Here is a 15,147-nt window from a genome sequence, read left to right as displayed (position 1 = left end):
TACACCTTCTGATCTGTTTTTCAGGAGGACGTAATGGAATCCGCAAAAAGGCGTAGTCAGCGAGACTACACGCTGACCTTTAAATTGTCGGTCGTCGACCAGGTCGAAAAAGGCGAGCTGAGTTATAAAGAGGCTCAGGAGCGCTACGGGATTCAAGGCAAAACGACCGTTCTGACATGGTTACGCAAGCACGGTCGTCAAGATTGGAGCCCCGGCACCTACATTGGCTCGCCGAGGATGGGGTCTATGCCCGACAAAAACCGACCATTAACGCCAGAGCAGCGCATCAAAGAGCTTGAAGAGCAGTTGGCGCTGTCCAATCAGAAAGCGCAGTTTTTCGAGGCCGTCGTGGACGTCTTGAAAAATGACTACGGTCTCTCTGTCGTAAAAAAGCGTCCCGGCAAGTCCTCGCGCAAAAACGAATCCAAAACCTGAGCATCAGCAGGGCTTGCCAGTTCATGGGGATAAGCCGACAGGCTTACTACAAACGCAATCGCGCCGATGCTGCTCGTCTGATTCTGGATCAGAAAGTTGCCGATTTCGTTCAGCAAAAGCGCCTGCGGCAGCCGCGGTTGGGCACTAGAAAGCTGCATTACCTGCTGCAATGTCAGCCACTGCTTGAGCTGCAAGTAGGGCGAGATCGCCTGTTTTCGATTCTGCGCGAACGGCGTTTATTGGTAGCCCGTAAGCGGGCGTATCACAAGACAACCGACAGTCATCATCGCTTTCGACGCCATCCGAACCTGCTCAAACCGGGGCCTGAACAGGTTGTTCCCAGCGGCCCGGAACAGGTCTGGGTGGCTGACATCACCTATCTGCCCACTCAGGAAGGCGTGGCCTATCTGAGCCTTGTGACGGATGCTTTTTCGCGAAAGATCGTGGGCTATCACGTCCATGAAAGCCTGCACACCGAGTCGGTCGCGCAGGCGCTGCGCCGGGCGGTGAAGCACCGTCGAACGGAGCAGCCACTGGTTCATCACTCGGACAGAGGCAGCCAGTATTGCTCGGGAATGTACCAGGAACTGCACGCAAAACACGGCATCAGGTGTTCGATGACGGACGGCTACGACTGTTATCAAAACGCCCTGGCAGAGCGGGTCAACGGGATATTGAAAACGGAGCTTTTGCTCCAGCGACCACAGGATTTAACGCAGGCGAAGAAAATGGTGAGCGAGTCGGTATCGATCTACAACCGCGAGCGTCCGCACCTGTCGTTGAAATACAAAACGCCCGATGCGATGCATCGGGCGTTGGGGTGAAACAGGTGTAAACCTATTTCAGGACTAGACACTGGTGTTTGGGCAAACTTTGGGAATATTTTGGGCAAACGACCACCGCGCTACACCTTCAGGTCGGCTTTCACCTTCATGTACACCACCGCATCATCGCCGTGCCCTGCCTGGTAGTGCTCGGTCATCTTCACATCGGCATGGCCCATCAAGCCCTGTATGTATTCCTGTGTAAAACCCTGCTGCTCGTACAGCCAGGCGCCGAGTGCGCGGATCTCATGGAAAGTGGGGCGCTCGCCGGCGGGCACGTCCTCGTAGGCCTTCGAATCGTCCCGCGTGGAAGGCCTACAAGTTCGCCCTGGGCAAGGTCAAGAAGCAGCCGACCTGGCCGGCTGCTCCTGGGTGGCCAGTTGTGCCCGCTGTCCCTGTAATCGCTGCTGACCCCGAGGCTCGCGCCGCCGACTTTATGTAATACGCGACAGCTGCACGCCGCACCCGCCATTAGCGGGTTTATTTTTGCCTGGAGAAAAGCATGCGGATCACCTCGCAGCAGCTGCTGCAGATCCTCCCGAACGCCTGCCGCAAAGCCGGCGTTTTTGCGTCCTCGCTGAGTACGACACCGGCCCGCTGGCCAAGCGCTTCGGCGTCGCCATAGCGCTTGGAGTCCCTGGTGCTGACTAGCTTGGCGTTGCCTCATACTGGCATACGGCAGGGCCTATATATTGCATGGCTCTCCCTCTACTCATGGGAACTACATATTTGTCTGGATTTGAGATTGAAAGGCTTTCAAGGGTAGAGCCCGAAGCAAGGATGTGGCTGGTCATTCGGACGCAGTCATAATCAGATCGGGTGTAAGCCACGGAATAGCGCGACGCTTTTTTGATGACGGCTATTCTCTCGGGGCCTGAAATTTCGACAGAGACAATTGAGTAGTTTGATTCGTCATCCGCCGGCACTTCGATCGTTTTTTCTGCCGAGAAAGCATTCAGGCTGGCGGATACGCCAATGGCCAGCATAAGAAGATGCTTGCGCACGTCCATGTTTCGCTCCGTAAGTTTCGTTTATTGATACGGCCTGGCGTACCCCTACGCCGAGCTGCGAGCACTCTACCAGAGCGCTTGTGACCAAAATAATCGGCCTCAGACAATTATTTCCTTTTCTTGCGTTCGGCCCGTGCATCCCTAGCGCCGGTGCCGGCGTTTTCATGCCTGGAGAAAAGCATGCCCATCACCGCGCAGCAGTTGCTGCAGATCCTCCCGAGCGCCGGCAAACAAGCCGGCTTTTTTGTGCACGGAGAAAAGCAATGACTGAAACCGATAAAGACCGCGACATCCTCGCTCGCACGCTATGGGGTGAGGCCCGCGGTGAAAGTCTGGCGGGCCAGATTGCCGTGGCCTGGACCATCCGCAACCGGGTGAATGACGGCAATGCCAAATCGTGGTGGGGGGAGGGCTATGCCGGCGTGCGCCAGAAGCCGTACCAGTTCAGTTGCTGGAACAAGACCGATCCGAACTTCACCTACCTAAGTGGCGTCAAGCTCATTCCGTTTCGCGAGTTTGCTCAAGCGCAGATCGCCGCTGACCTGGTGATGACCGGCAAAGCACCAGACCCCGCCAGCGGCGCCACGCATTACTACGCGACCACCATGCCGAAGGCTCCGGACTGGGTAAAAGGTGCCAAGCAGACGCTGAAGCCAGGCCAGCACGTTTTCTTCAAGGATGTGCCATGACTCCCGGCGCATTGTAGGCGGCACTGGCCGGCGTGCTGGCACTGTTGCTGATCACCGCCGGCGGAGTATGGAAGGTGCAGGACTGGCGCTACGGTAAGCAGCTGGCCGAACAGGTCGGCACGCATCAGGCAGACCTAACCGCCATCAGTAACGCGGCCGCCGCCCAAGTCCGCGCCGATCAGGACAAACGGATTCCTGCAGAACGTTCACCAAATATAGGCTTCGTTCACACCGGGCAATGTGAATGCCGAAAGCCTACCTTTCTCGGATGAAATTCCTCAGGACGCTGGGGATGGCTAGGCGTGTGCGCGAAGTTAAGTCGATAGGGTTGTCAGACGAAAGTTATGGCTGCAAACAAATAGAGTGCACGCTAAAAAATGTCATCGTCGTCTCGAAGGTGGCGATACCAGCCATACAGCGCCAGACCAAGAGTCGCAATGATTATAGCTATGACGATGAAGGCTAGATAACGCACCATTCGGTTGCCCTGGGCGTGAGTGGTTGTGATGCGTCCCTGCCGGTGAGCGAAAATAAGCCCCCGGGAATCCGCTGTCTATAGGGCAACGCCTTACTAGTGCTTCGTCATTCTCTCGTCCGCATGCCCCATCAGTCTGAATGTATTCCTGTGGGAATTTCTGCTGGTCATACAGCCATGCCCCCAAAGCACGGATCTCGTGAAAGGTGGAGCGCTCACCTGCTCGATTCCATTCGAGGGAGTGGGGAGCTTGGCAGCGGGAATGGCTGACAACAAAAAGCCCGCGCTCGGCGGGCTCTCTGTATGGGGTCAAATCCTTTTGTCTGTTTAATCTGCGCTCCATAATGTGAGCACTTCGTGAAAAGCATGTCGCTGGAATGGAAAAAACCGGCACTGCGTCTGGCGATGGCCAACCAACAGTTTTCATTGACGAATCATTCTTTGCGACCGTTTCAGATGGGCATCTGCATCGGCTCGCGAAACGTGGCATTTCAATCCTATACCTTGGAGTAGGTAGATTTCCTAATGGGTCTAAGGAAACCACTTACACATCGGAAAAATTTGCGCCGGTATCATCGCTTCGTTCGCCTGGCTGAGGCTCTTTACCGGCGCATTGGATGCAAGGCTTCAGTTGGGCGAATTCCTATTCCTATTGTCTTGCGCAGTTTGCGTCGGGCGGTGGAGGCTGCCGAGTCAGGAGACCGCTTCATTAAAAATATTGAAGAGTTGTTAAGACAGTCCCAAGAGGCGCAGGCAGAGTATCGGGAAGCGTACAGTGTCGTGAGCGATATGCTGCGTCGCGGTACGGCGTGTGGCCCCGAGTGGGTGCTCCAGTATAAGCGATGGTTGGACGCAATTGACCGCCTGGCCGACTTGCGTCACGAGTGTCTGAGCGACTGACTTTTTATGCGGCTATTTCCCAGGCTTCAGTGATGGAGCGATCCTTTTCGGCGGGGCAGTGAGTGATTCATATCCGGTCGTTCGCTCAAGCAAACGATTACTGCAATTCGGGCGTAAACTGGCAGCGCTACCTCATCAAAAAGGAGCCGCATATGATCGCCAATCAAATGAACAAGCCGTCAACTGAGGACATAGCTGTTTGGGATCAGTACTTCTGCGCTGCGTTGATTGCGGAAAGCAACCTGACGGCGCCCGTTGTGGGAGGCTCAACTCATGAAGACAGGCAGAACCTGTTGATTGAGCGGGCCAAAACCCTCGCCGACAAGATGATGGCAAACAGAAAATAACCAGAGCCCAGCCATCGCGCTGGGCTCTTTGCATTAGTGGCTCGGCAGCGATGCCGCACTTCCTGATGAAGCGATCTCCTGAGTCAGGCAATCAGTTCTACTTTGCCGGTAGCCAGGCGATACACGCCGCCCACTATGTTCAATGTGCCTTTGCCGAGCGCATCCGTCAGCAGCGGTGAGGCATTTTTAAGGCGCTTGACCGAGTCTTTGACATTTTGCGCGGTCGCGTTGTCCATGAGGCTCCCTGGCTCATGAAGCACTTTTTCGATCGCTGGCTTCAGTGCGTCAGTCAGTTTTGGGATGTGGCCAGGGAAAACGGTGTGATCTTTGACAGCCTTTATTCCTGCGCTGATGGCGCCGCAACTCTCATGACCGAGTACGAGGATCAGGGGGGCCCCGAGCACTGCGACACCGTATTCGAGGCTGGCCAGCCCCTCATCGGTGACGAAGTTGCCAGCGACGCGTATGGCGAAAAGATCGCCACGAGCCGTGTCAAAAGCGTACTCGGGGGCGATGCGAGAGTCCGAACAGCTCAGTACCGCCACGAACGGGTTCTGCCCGGAGACCAGGGCTTCTCGCTCAGCCTTGAAGTCGTGTGTCTTGGAGGCGCCGGTAACATACCGTTCATTCCCCTCCATAAGCCTTTTAAGGGCCATTTCAGGGCTGATTGAGTTTTGGGGTTTCGGGGGCGCGGCCGTTTCTTCTGCCGCCTGGATAATGTTGTCGGGCAGCGCACTGGTCAGTAGCAGCGCGCCGGCGCCCAGTCCGGCAAGCCGGAGGAATCTACGACGACCACTCGCGTGTTGAAGAGGGTTTGAATCACATGATTCACACATGATCTTGTGTACTCAGGTTGGTTGCGTGGAGTGACTGCAGTTGGGGGCTAGTGCTTTGAGGAGCCTTCAGCACTGGTGTGGAGTCTAGACGGTGCGTAACGTTGTCCCTTCGCGATGCAAGCCTTCATTTCATGGACTACTACTGACAGGCTGACTCAACTTCGTCCTGACAGGAGTATCTCGATGCTGGTTCACTGGTTTCTTGCGGCGGTTCACCTGTTGGCATTTGCCCTGGGTTTTTGGGCCGTGGTCACTCGCGGTACGGCGTTTCGGCGCCTGGCAGCCGGAACGGGGGAGGCTCGCAGCGTATTGATCGCGGATAACCTGTGGGGGATCTCTGCAGTCATTCTGCTGATCACAGGTGGGATGCGCGCTTTTGGTGGGTACGAAAAGGGCGCTGATTACTATCTTCATCAGCCACTGTTCCATCTGAAGATGGCGCTGTTCGTCTGCATCCTGCTGCTTGAAGTTGCACCGATGGTGACGCTGATCAAATGGCGGATTGCACTGGGGCGGGGCGCGGCTATAGATACCAGCCGTGCGAAGCAGTTCGCGCGGATCAGTCATGCCGAAGCGTTGCTGGTGTTGCTAATGGTGGTGGCGGCCACGGGCATGGCGCGGGGAGTGGCGTTTGGTTAGCCGAAACGGATCGGTCTTTTCCTCGGCGTTAACCGCAAACGTCTGACCGTTATCACCTGAGGCTTGTCGGTAGTATCGGCTTCGGGAAACCGACGGCATCACAGAGAAGGTCGTGACCTCTCTAAGCAGAGAGAAATACAGAAATGCAGGGCGAAACGGGGCTTGAATCTTTAGCCAGCCGTGGTTCTAAAGTGAACGGGCTGGCTACTGACTGCATCAGGATTCAGGGCGTTTGTGGCTTGTCCGGAGCGGTCAGGCCGGCCTGAATACGCTGATAAATTTCTTCGCGGTGCACCGCAACGTCTTTCGGAGCGTTGATGCCAATCCTGACTTGTTGGCCGCTAACGCCCAGAATGGTGATCGTAATATCGTCACCTATGTTTATGCTTTCACCGACTTTGCGGGTGAGTATCAGCATGGTCTTCTCCTTGATTGCTTTGTAGGGCACCTGATTCGAACAGTGCAGAGGTCGGTGGTATGTATAGATTAGTGCGAAGTCTCACGGTTTGGGTGCCTCTTTCTGACGCGCAGATGCTGCATTAATTCCCAAGGCGTAACTATACAGAGGCCGCAACCATCATTCTCGTTGTTTTGAGCCCATTTTGCGGCACTCGGGAAGTATTCATGAATGTTAAAATCGCTGCTTTAAGCATTCAGAGGGACGCGTTGTGCGCAAAATGGTCTTGGTAATCGCGGTACTGGCGTTGGCGGGATGCGGTGAGGGCAAAAGTGTAGACGCTCAAAAGCCGAAACCGGCGGTCGTTTCCATATCGGCGGCAGCAATAACCGGGCCGCAATGGGACCTGGAAGTGCGAGGCGAAACCACACAGGCTGTCAGCGACCTGAGCGGCTGGTTGATCGAACACAGCTTTGTTTCCAACGTTGTGATGGAAAATGGCAAGGCTCGTATCCTGATCGGGCCATTCAATTCGAAAGCCGAGGCCGAGGCCAAACAGGCAGAGGTCGACGCGGCGCTCGTTCGGGCGAAGAAACAGAACATTCAATTGCTGGTCCTTGAGCATCCCGCTGCCCAGTAACCGTCGCGGCATTGTTCGGAAGTTATTCAATCTGCTGGGCGCTGGCGCCACCACACAATCGGCGATTCGAAACGAACAAAGGCCTCGGGTATCACGCCCGAGGCCTTTGTGTTCTCAGCGAGCGCTCAGCCGCAGGCTTTCATGTCCACCGGGCCGACAAAATCGTTGCCGCGTCCCATGACGCACGCCACGCTCTGGTTACGCTGACGCTCCCAGGCTTGTACCGGATAGGTCTTGTTCCACGCTTCGTACAGTTGGCGGTCCTGTTTCGACAAGCTCAAGCCGTACTGCTTGCTCATGTAGAAGTAAGTCCGGGCGATCATGCCGCGAATGGAGGGGCGGGGCATGACCTTCTTCGCCTTGAAGTCGACCTGGGTCAGGCATGAGCCATATTGACCCGACTGCACCGGCAGCCAACCGAAACTGAAGTTATTGCGATCGCCATTCACCTCACCGATGCTCGGCACCAGGTTATGCAGATCGGCCTCGGCCTTTTGATAAACCGGGTCGTAGCGCGTGCAGTTCTTGCGCCCGCCTGCTTGCCAGCATTGACGCTGATGGCCGATCTGCCAGGCCGGGACAATGTGTTCCCACTCAATGCGGGATGCACGCTTGGCATTTTTGCGCGGCACATAGCCACAGGCCGACAGGTTCACCTTGTTGCCGGTGTATTTGCACCCGCAGTAAAACTCGGTGGATTGCGGCGCATACAGCTTCCAGGCGACTTTCTTGGCTTCGTTGAAGGTGCGTGGGGCATCGGCCTGTGCGCCCATGGCGAAAAACAGAAAGAGCAAAGCAAAACTGCGGGCACTCATTGACTCAATCTTCCTTCGGCACAACCCAGAAAATCTGCACACCGCCATCGTCGCGATAGGCGAGGGTGACGTTGTCGTTCTCATCGATTTCTTCGAGCAACTGTTCCCACTCATCCACAGGCTCGTCAGGCAGACGGAAGATCAGTGCGGCTTTGGCTTTCTGAGCGGTGGGGGAATTGATGATTTTCTGAACGCGCATGCCCATGCGCTCATAGGAGCCAGCAGAGACAGAGGTGGAGGCCACGGGATTTTCCTTATTAAACTGTACGTGCATACAGTATTTAACTGTAGGCATTTTCGCAACTGCTTAAAATCCAAGAAAATCCTCTGACAGCGGTTTTTTCCGTTTGATGTAGGAAGAAGGGAGTTTGTTTGTCAGGTGAAAGGCACGAACCACTCACCAAGGCTGGCGAGTGGTCACAGCGGAGCCCGGCCGGAGTCGACCGGGGCGAGGGCGAATCAGTATTCCCAGAACATCCGTTGCAGCTCTTTACTGTCGTTGGTCTTGGTCAGAGCGACCATCGCCAGGATGCGAGCCTTCTGTGGGTTCAGGTCATGCGCGACGACCCAGTCGTATTTATCGTCAGGCTGTTCGGCGTTACGCAGGACGAAACCACCGGCGTTGACGTGGGAAGAACGAATGATTTGCACGCCATCTTTGCGCAGGGCTTGCAGGGCTGGAACGACCCGCGAAGAGACCGAGCCATTGCCGGTGCCGGCGTGGATGATGGCTTTGGCGCCCGACTGCGCCAGGGCTTTATAGGCGGTGTCGCTGACATTGCCGTAGGAGTAGGCGATTTCGACGTCTGGCAAGCTCTTGATGTTCTTGATGTCGAATTCCGAATCCATGGTGTGACGCTTGGCTGGCAGGCGGAACCAGTAGGATTTGCCTTCGACCACCATGCCGAGCGGGCCCCAGGCACTTTTAAATGCTTCGGTCTTGATGTTGATCATTTTGCTGACATCACGACCCGACTGGATTTCATCGTTCATGGTCACCAGCACGCCTTTGCCGCGTGCATCTTTGCTGCTGGCCACGGCCACGGCGTTGTACAGGTTCAGCATGCCGTCAGCCGACATTGCGGTGCCTGGGCGCATCGAGCCCACGACGATGATCGGCTTGTCGGTTTTTTCCACCAGGTTCAGGAAGTAGGCGGTTTCTTCCAGAGTGTCGGTGCCGTGAGTAATGACGATACCGTCGACGTCTTCGCTGTCGGCCAGTTCAGCCACACGACGACCCAGCTGCAGCAGGTTGTCGTTGGTGATGCTTTCGGACGCAATCTGCATAACCTGTTCGCCGCGAACGTTAGCCAATTGACTCAGTTCCGGAACGCCGGCGATCAATTGGTCGATGCCGACTTTCGCCGCTTGGTAGGTCGCACTGTTGGCGGCGCTGGCGCCCGCGCCGGCGATGGTGCCACCGGTGGCCAGGATCACCACGTTCGCCAGTTTTTGTTTAGTTTCGACTTCTTTTGCTTGAAGGGCGGTAGGCAGAAGGAGCAGCAGGGCTAAAGCGCCCGGAACGAAGGTCTTGAAAGCAGATGTCATTATTTTTCTCTCTAGTAGTCAGACGGTGCTGATGCAGGTTCATCTAGATACGCCCCAGGACGATCTGAACGCTTGGGGTGAGTGAGAAAGTGCAGGATCTGTACCAGTCATGTCTTGTATTGAAAAAATAATCTAACCTAATGATTTATATAAACTATTTGCGTTACGTCGGAGGCGCTTTAAACAGGTTGTTGTCCGGGTTTCCGAATATCTATGGCTTTTGTGTTCGGCTCTCCGAAAAGGACTACAACTCCTGTTGAACTAGTCGTCTTGCAAGATCGTAAATCCGTGCTAAAGAAATCCGCGCACAGGTCGATGCTTCCCTAAAGGATATTTTTTTAAGGGAGTTCACATGTCGTTCACCGTCGGTTTTCCTAATGCGGCTGCAATCATGATCGGTGGTAAATCGGCAGCGACTGTCGGCACCCTGAATGACGGGACATCGGAGACAGGGACGCCTTTGCCGGGCAAGGAAGGGAGTGGCGATAACCGGGTCAAGGCGGGTGGCGGCGCTCAAGACGCCGCGGCATCCGAGAAAAGTAGTAATCAAAGTATCGCGGTGCAGATGCTGCTCAAGCGTATGAAAGAGCTTCAACAGCAACTTCGCGAGCAACAACAGCAACTCGCAGCGGCGCAGGCCACCTCTTATCCGACACCGGAAGCCAAGACCACCGCTGTGATGTCAATCCAGGCGAAAATCGCCGATACCAGCGCCGCGCTGGCACAAGTAACAGGCAGTCTGGTCAAGGAATTAGCCAAGGCTTCCCATTCTGGCGGCCTTATCAGTACCACCGCGTAATGCCTTCTTTTTGCTCATTGAAGTGCAAAACGGAATTTTCCGGTCGTTGACAAATATCGGCCGGGTTCGCATAGTTCGGTCGACGCAAACGTTTGCGAGGCTCTGCCGGTGGCTAAATCCATCGACGACCCGTTGAAGCCGATGCCAGTGCAAGCGTTGCTCACAATAATCATAAGAACGGAGTGAACCCATGAAGCTGCCATTCGCTGGACGTCTTCTCGCTGTCGCTATGCTGGCTGCCGCATCCGCCGCGTTGCCTGTCTCTTCGGCCTTCGCCGATACGCCTGAAAAGCCTAAAGTCGCGCTGGTCATGAAATCGCTGGCCAACGAATTCTTCCTGACCATGGAAGATGGCGCCAAGGCTTACCAGAAAGACCACTCCGACCAATTCGAACTGATTTCCAACGGCATCAAGGACGAAACAGACACCGCCAACCAGATCCGTATCGTCGAGCAGATGATCGTGTCCAAGGTCAATGCGCTGGTCATCGCCCCGGCTGATTCCAAGGCCATGGTGCCGGTGATCAAGAAAGCCGTCGATGCCGGCATCACCGTGATCAACATTGATAACCAACTAGACCCTGGTGTCGTCAAAAGCAAAAACATCAGTGTCCCGTTCGTAGGCCCGGATAACCGCAAAGGCGCGCGTCTGGTGGGCGACTACTTGGCCAAGCAGCTGAAGGCCGGGGATGAAGTCGGCATTATCGAAGGCGTTTCCACCACCACCAACGCACAGGCCCGCACCGCTGGCTTCAAGGATGCGATGGAGGCTGCGCAGATCAAGGTCGTGTCCGTACAGTCTGGCGACTGGGAAATCGACAAGGGTAATAAAGTCGCCGCTTCGATGCTGAGCGAATACCCGAACATCAAGGCCCTGTTGGCCGGCAACGACAGCATGGCCGTCGGGGTCGTGTCTGCCGTGCGTGCGGCGGGCAAGGCGGGCAAGGTGCAAGTGGTCGGTTACGACAACATCAACGCCATCAAGCCGATGCTCAAGGATGGCCGCGTTCTGGCCACCGCTGACCAGTTTGCAGCCAGGCAAGCCGTGTTCGGCATCGAAACTGCGCTGAAAATCATCAAAGGTGAGAAGGTCGACAGCGGCATCAACGGCGTAATCGAAACTCCAGTAGAGCTGGTGACCAAGTAGTCCTTCTGGCGAAACAAGGTGCTCGCCCGTCCGGGCGAGCGCATGGAGAGTTTTTTATGTCAGTTTCCGCCCCGAACGCTGTCCTCTCGGTCAGCGGTATCGGTAAGACCTACGCCCAACCGGTCCTGACCGGCATCGACCTGACGCTCATGCGCGGTGAAGTGCTCGCGCTGACCGGTGAGAACGGTGCCGGCAAAAGCACGCTGTCGAAAATCATTGGCGGTCTGGTCTCGCCGACCACCGGCCACATGCAGTTTCAGGGGCAGGATTACCGCCCCGGCAGCCGGACTCAGGCTGAAGACCTGGGCATCCGCATGGTCATGCAAGAACTTAACCTGTTGCCGACCCTGTCGGTGGCGGAAAACCTGTTTCTCGACAATCTGCCGAGCAAGGGTGGCTGGATCAGCCGCAAGCAACTGCGCAAGGCCGCGATCGAGGCCATGGCTCAGGTCGGGCTCGACGCGATCGACCCGGATACCCTGGTCGGCGAGCTGGGCATCGGTCACCAGCAAATGGTTGAAATCGCCCGCAACCTGATCGGCGATTGCCATGTGCTGATCCTCGACGAACCCACCGCGATGCTGACGGCCCGTGAAGTCGAGATGTTGTTCGAGCAGATCACTCGCCTGCAAGCTCGCGGCGTCTCGATTATCTATATTTCCCATCGTCTCGAAGAACTCGCGCGGGTCGCTCAACGCATTGCAGTGCTGCGCGACGGCCGCCTGGTCTGCGTCGAGCCGATGGCCAATTACAACAGTGAGCAACTGGTTACATTGATGGTCGGTCGCGAGCTCGGCGAACACATCGACATGGGCCCGCGCAAGATCGGCGCTCCGGCGTTGACTGTCAAAGGACTGACCCGCTCCGACAAGGTCCGCGATGTATCTTTCGAAGTGTGCGCCGGCGAGATTTTCGGGATTTCCGGTTTGATCGGAGCAGGGCGCACCGAGTTGCTGCGCCTGATTTTCGGCGCCGATGTAGCAGACAGCGGCACGGTTGCGCTGGGTTCGCCGGCCCAAGTGGTGAGTATTCGCTCGCCAGCCGACGCGGTCAGTCATGGCATCGCCCTGATCACCGAAGACCGCAAGGGTGAAGGCTTGCTGTTGAGCCAATCGATCAGCGCCAACATTGCGTTGGGCAACATGCCGGTGATATCCAGTGGTGGCTTCGTCAACAACGCTGACGAGATGGCCCTGGCTCAGCGTCAGATCGACGCCATGCACATCCGCAGTTCCAGTCCGACGCAACGTGTGTCGGAACTGTCCGGTGGCAACCAGCAGAAAGTCGTGATCGGTCGCTGGCTGGAGCGCGATTGCTCGGTGCTGCTGTTCGACGAGCCGACCCGCGGCATCGACGTTGGCGCCAAGTTCGACATCTATGCACTGCTCGGTGAGCTAACCCGTCAGGGCAAAGCGCTGGTGGTGGTGTCCAGCGACTTGCGTGAACTGATGTTGATCTGCGACCGGATCGGCGTGCTGTCGGCAGGGCGCTTGATCGACACCTTCGAGCGCGACAGCTGGACACAGGATGATTTGCTTGCTGCCGCTTTCGCCGGCTACCAAAAACGTGATGCGTTGCTCAACGAAGCAGCGCCTAGGGATCTCCCATGAAAACCGCAACGCTTGCTGGCAAACGAAGTGGCAATTTTTACGGCCTCGGCACCTATCTGGGCCTGGCCGGTGCCTTGCTGGCGATGGTCGCGCTGTTCTCGGTCCTGAGCAGCCATTTCCTGTCTTACGACACCTTCAGCACCCTGGCCAACCAGATTCCGGATTTGATGGTCCTGGCGGTCGGTATGACGTTCGTGTTGATCATTGGCGGTATCGACCTGTCGGTGGGTTCGGTATTGGCGCTCGCGGCGTCGACGGTCAGCGTGGCGATTCTTGGCTGGGGTTGGAGCGTATTGCCCGCAGCGCTGCTAGGCATGGCCATCGCGGCATTGGCCGGCACCCTTACCGGTTCGATCACGGTGGCGTGGCGGATCCCCTCATTCATCGTGTCCCTCGGCGTGCTGGAAATGGCTCGCGGCGTGGCGTATCAGATGACCGGTTCACGCACGGCCTATATCGGTGATGCCTTCGCATGGCTGTCCAACCCGATAGCGTTCGGCATTTCACCCTCGTTCATTATTGCCTTGCTGATCATCTTCATTGCCCAGGCCGTATTGACCCGGACGGTGTTCGGTCGCTACCTGATCGGGATTGGCACCAACGAAGAGGCGGTGCGCCTGGCGGGGATCAATCCAAAGCCCTACAAGATCCTGGTGTTCAGTCTGATGGGCTTGCTGGCCGGTATTGCTGCGCTGTTTCAAATTTCTCGCCTGGAAGCGGCGGATCCGAATGCCGGTTCTGGTCTGGAGCTGCAAGTGATCGCCGCTGTGGTGATTGGTGGCACGAGTCTGATGGGGGGGCGTGGTTCGGTCATCAGCACCTTCTTCGGCGTCTTGATCATTTCCGTATTGGCAGCCGGTCTGGCGCAGATCGGCGCGACCGAACCGACCAAACGCATCATCACCGGTGCGGTGATCGTGGTGGCGGTGGTGCTTGATACTTATCGCAGTCAGCGCGCAAGCCGGCGGACCTGAGTCATGGCAACGATCAAGGATGTAGCGGCCCTCGCGGGAATTTCCTATACCACGGTTTCCCACGTGGTGAACAAGACCCGGCCGGTCAGTGAAGAAGTGCGGATCAAGGTCGAAGCAGCCATCAAAAGCCTCGACTACGTGCCCAGCGCCGTAGCCCGCTCGTTAAAAGCCAAAACCACCGCCACCATTGGCTTGCTGGTGCCAAACAGCCTCAACCCGTACTTCGCCGAGCTGGCTCGCGGCATCGAGGATTACTGCGAGCGTCACGGCTATTGCGTGATCCTCTGCAACTCCGACGACAACCCGGACAAGCAACGCAGCTATCTGCGCGTGTTGCTTGAGAAGCGTATCGACGGGCTGATCGTCGCATCGGCCGGTGGCGACGCAGGGTTGGCAGAAGGCCTGGCTGGCGTGCGCACGCCGATGGTCATCGTCGACCGTGGACTGGACGGCGTGAATGCTGACCTGGTGCGAATCGATCACGAATATGGCGCTTATCTGGCGACCCGCCACCTTCTGGAGTTGGGGCATCGGGATATCGCCACCATTGGCGGTCCGGCAAGTACCAGCGTGGCGCAGATGCGACTGGCCGGTTATTGCCGAGCCTTGAAGGAGGCGGGTGTCGAAGTGCCACGCGAGCGCATGCTGGAAAGCGACTTTACCAGTACCGGCGGTTATAGCGCCGCTGCCATCCTGCTGGAAAAGAACCCGCCCAGTGCCATTTTTGCCGGCAACGACATGATCGGTATCGGCGTGCTGCGGGCCGCCGCCGAGCGCAATATTCGTGTGCCGACAGAGCTGTCGGTGATCGGCTTCGACGATATCCAGATGAGCCGTTATGTCTATCCGGCGCTGACCACTGTTGGCCAATCGATCCTGCAACTGGGGGAGATGGCGGCGGCAGTCCTGTTACGACGGATCGCCACACCGGATATGGCCACCGACCAACGGATTGTGACGCCCAGTATTGTCCTGCGAGAGTCGACTGCGCCTCTGGCCGGCATGTTCGCCCAGTTCCGTTGAAAAGAGAAAGTCGCTAAACCAAAAGCACCGTTGAAACAA

Annotated in this window: 17 protein-coding genes and 2 pseudogenes; 12 read left to right on the top strand and 7 right to left on the bottom strand. The window is 56.8% G+C overall.

Features of this window, described 5'->3' with window-relative positions:
• Positions 1–33: 33 nt before the first annotated feature.
• A pseudogene (locus JFU37_RS03580) lies at positions 34–1,287 on the top strand (IS3 family transposase).
• A gap of 52 nt (positions 1,288–1,339) precedes the next feature.
• Here the strand turns inward: JFU37_RS03580 and JFU37_RS30580 are convergent.
• Positions 1,340–1,537: a tyrosine-type recombinase/integrase gene (locus JFU37_RS30580; protein ID WP_342214910.1), complete on the bottom strand. Its 198-nt coding sequence runs from the start codon at positions 1,535–1,537 to the stop codon at positions 1,340–1,342.
• Positions 1,538–1,761: 224 nt separating this feature from the next.
• Here JFU37_RS30580 and JFU37_RS30575 point away from each other — a divergent pair.
• Positions 1,762–1,860: pseudogene (locus JFU37_RS30575) on the top strand (glycoside hydrolase family 19 protein); the annotation flags it as partial.
• 46 nt (positions 1,861–1,906) lie between these two features.
• Here the strand turns inward: JFU37_RS30575 and JFU37_RS03570 are convergent.
• A complete protein-coding gene (locus JFU37_RS03570) occupies positions 1,907–2,269 on the bottom strand; it encodes a hypothetical protein (protein ID WP_201112968.1) in 363 nt (120 codons plus the stop codon).
• A gap of 263 nt (positions 2,270–2,532) precedes the next feature.
• Between JFU37_RS03570 and JFU37_RS03565 the strand changes: the two genes are divergently transcribed.
• The 3 genes from JFU37_RS03565 to JFU37_RS03555 all read left to right on the top strand — a co-directional run bounded on the left by JFU37_RS03565 (position 2,533) and on the right by JFU37_RS03555 (position 4,680).
• Complete coding sequence (locus JFU37_RS03565) at positions 2,533–2,958, top strand: cell wall hydrolase (protein WP_201112966.1); 426 nt, start codon at positions 2,533–2,535, stop codon at positions 2,956–2,958.
• Between the two features lie 32 nt (positions 2,959–2,990).
• Entirely contained in the window at positions 2,991–3,230 is a 240-nt protein-coding gene (locus tag JFU37_RS03560) for a hypothetical protein (RefSeq protein ID WP_201112964.1), read from the top strand.
• Between the two features lie 1,255 nt (positions 3,231–4,485).
• Positions 4,486–4,680, top strand: a complete 195-nt coding sequence (locus JFU37_RS03555) for a hypothetical protein (RefSeq protein WP_201112963.1) — start codon at positions 4,486–4,488, stop codon at positions 4,678–4,680.
• 83 nt (positions 4,681–4,763) lie between these two features.
• Here JFU37_RS03555 and JFU37_RS03550 read toward each other — a convergent pair whose 3' ends face one another.
• Positions 4,764–5,516: a carbonic anhydrase gene (locus tag JFU37_RS03550; RefSeq protein WP_201112961.1), complete on the bottom strand. Its 753-nt coding sequence runs from the start codon at positions 5,514–5,516 to the stop codon at positions 4,764–4,766.
• 183 nt (positions 5,517–5,699) lie between these two features.
• On the opposite strand from JFU37_RS03550, the gene JFU37_RS03545 reads away from it, so the two are divergent.
• Positions 5,700–6,155: a DUF2214 family protein gene (locus JFU37_RS03545; protein WP_201112959.1), complete on the top strand. Its 456-nt coding sequence runs from the start codon at positions 5,700–5,702 to the stop codon at positions 6,153–6,155.
• A gap of 223 nt (positions 6,156–6,378) precedes the next feature.
• On the opposite strand, the gene csrA is transcribed toward JFU37_RS03545, so the two are convergent.
• A complete protein-coding gene (csrA, locus tag JFU37_RS03540) occupies positions 6,379–6,573 on the bottom strand; it encodes a carbon storage regulator CsrA (RefSeq protein ID WP_007938114.1) in 195 nt (64 codons plus the stop codon).
• Positions 6,574–6,823: 250 nt separating this feature from the next.
• Between csrA and JFU37_RS03535 the strand changes: the two genes are divergently transcribed.
• The gene (locus tag JFU37_RS03535; protein ID WP_201112957.1) at positions 6,824–7,192 is read left to right on the top strand and encodes an SPOR domain-containing protein; all 369 of its coding nucleotides are present in this window, start codon (positions 6,824–6,826) and stop codon (positions 7,190–7,192) included.
• A gap of 125 nt (positions 7,193–7,317) precedes the next feature.
• On the opposite strand, the gene JFU37_RS03530 is transcribed toward JFU37_RS03535, so the two are convergent.
• From JFU37_RS03530 to JFU37_RS03520, 3 genes are all read right to left on the bottom strand, one after another.
• A complete protein-coding gene (locus JFU37_RS03530; protein ID WP_201112955.1) occupies positions 7,318–8,007 on the bottom strand; it encodes an endonuclease in 690 nt (229 codons plus the stop codon).
• 4 nt (positions 8,008–8,011) lie between these two features.
• Positions 8,012–8,302, bottom strand: coding sequence for a DUF1654 domain-containing protein (locus JFU37_RS03525; RefSeq protein WP_201112951.1), 291 nt, complete (start codon positions 8,300–8,302; stop codon positions 8,012–8,014).
• 164 nt (positions 8,303–8,466) lie between these two features.
• Positions 8,467–9,555, bottom strand: coding sequence for an asparaginase (locus JFU37_RS03520; RefSeq protein ID WP_201112949.1), 1,089 nt, complete (start codon positions 9,553–9,555; stop codon positions 8,467–8,469).
• A gap of 352 nt (positions 9,556–9,907) precedes the next feature.
• Between JFU37_RS03520 and JFU37_RS03515 the strand changes: the two genes are divergently transcribed.
• The 5 genes from JFU37_RS03515 to JFU37_RS03495 all read left to right on the top strand — a co-directional run bounded on the left by JFU37_RS03515 (position 9,908) and on the right by JFU37_RS03495 (position 15,108).
• Positions 9,908–10,354 carry a hypothetical protein gene (locus JFU37_RS03515; RefSeq protein ID WP_201112948.1) on the top strand — a complete coding sequence of 149 codons (447 nt, stop codon included), beginning with the start codon at positions 9,908–9,910 and terminating at the stop codon, positions 10,352–10,354.
• Between the two features lie 190 nt (positions 10,355–10,544).
• Positions 10,545–11,501 (top strand): sugar ABC transporter substrate-binding protein, encoded by a 957-nt coding sequence (locus JFU37_RS03510; protein WP_201112946.1) that lies wholly within the window; start codon positions 10,545–10,547, stop codon positions 11,499–11,501.
• Positions 11,502–11,557: 56 nt separating this feature from the next.
• Entirely contained in the window at positions 11,558–13,111 is a 1,554-nt protein-coding gene (locus JFU37_RS03505) for a sugar ABC transporter ATP-binding protein (protein ID WP_201112945.1), read from the top strand.
• Positions 13,108–14,085, top strand: coding sequence for an ABC transporter permease (locus tag JFU37_RS03500; protein WP_201112944.1), 978 nt, complete (start codon positions 13,108–13,110; stop codon positions 14,083–14,085). Before JFU37_RS03505 ends, JFU37_RS03500 begins: the two co-directional genes overlap by 4 nt.
• Positions 14,086–14,088: 3 nt before the next feature.
• The gene (locus JFU37_RS03495; protein WP_201112942.1) at positions 14,089–15,108 is read left to right on the top strand and encodes a LacI family DNA-binding transcriptional regulator; all 1,020 of its coding nucleotides are present in this window, start codon (positions 14,089–14,091) and stop codon (positions 15,106–15,108) included.
• Positions 15,109–15,147: the final 39 nt, after the last annotated feature.

Source organism: Pseudomonas sp. TH41 (genome assembly GCF_016650695.1).
GTDB lineage: Bacteria > Pseudomonadota > Gammaproteobacteria > Pseudomonadales > Pseudomonadaceae > Aquipseudomonas.
This window is presented reverse-complemented; position numbering and strand designations above follow the sequence as displayed.